Origin of the sequence: Ochrobactrum sp. SFR4 (assembly GCF_019730395.1) — a bacterium.
GTDB lineage: Bacteria > Pseudomonadota > Alphaproteobacteria > Rhizobiales > Rhizobiaceae > Pseudochrobactrum.
On sequence record NZ_JAAPBB010000487.1, the window covers coordinates 1 to 325 of the forward strand.

Sequence of the window (325 nt, forward strand, 5' to 3'; positions counted from 1 at the left end):
TCGGGCTTTTGTCGATTATGGGCGTGTTTTGCCTGATCGGCTGGGCAACCGGTCTTATCCAGTTCAGCCCGCGAGAAGAGCATGATGATGTGGTCGATACGCTGCTGGATTCAATGCCGGAAGGCACGGTGATCACCGATGCTAAAGGGCATATCGTTTATGCTAACCAGGCTTATGCGCAGATGATGGGCGCAGAGAATTCCGCTGATTTGCCAACGCTCGATGCCGTGTTGGCAGGTGAGCCATCGGCGCTGGAGGCGGTTTACCGGCTGAATAATGCCGTGCGTGACGGGCTCTCCGCTCAGGAGGAGATTCGTCTGATCGG

Annotated in this window: 1 protein-coding gene; it reads left to right on the forward strand. The window is 56.3% G+C overall.

Translation table 11 applies throughout. The features are described from left to right. Positions 1-325 (forward strand): PAS domain-containing protein (locus tag HBA93_RS19930; protein ID WP_221724437.1); only part of this gene is annotated, 325 nt, incomplete at both ends.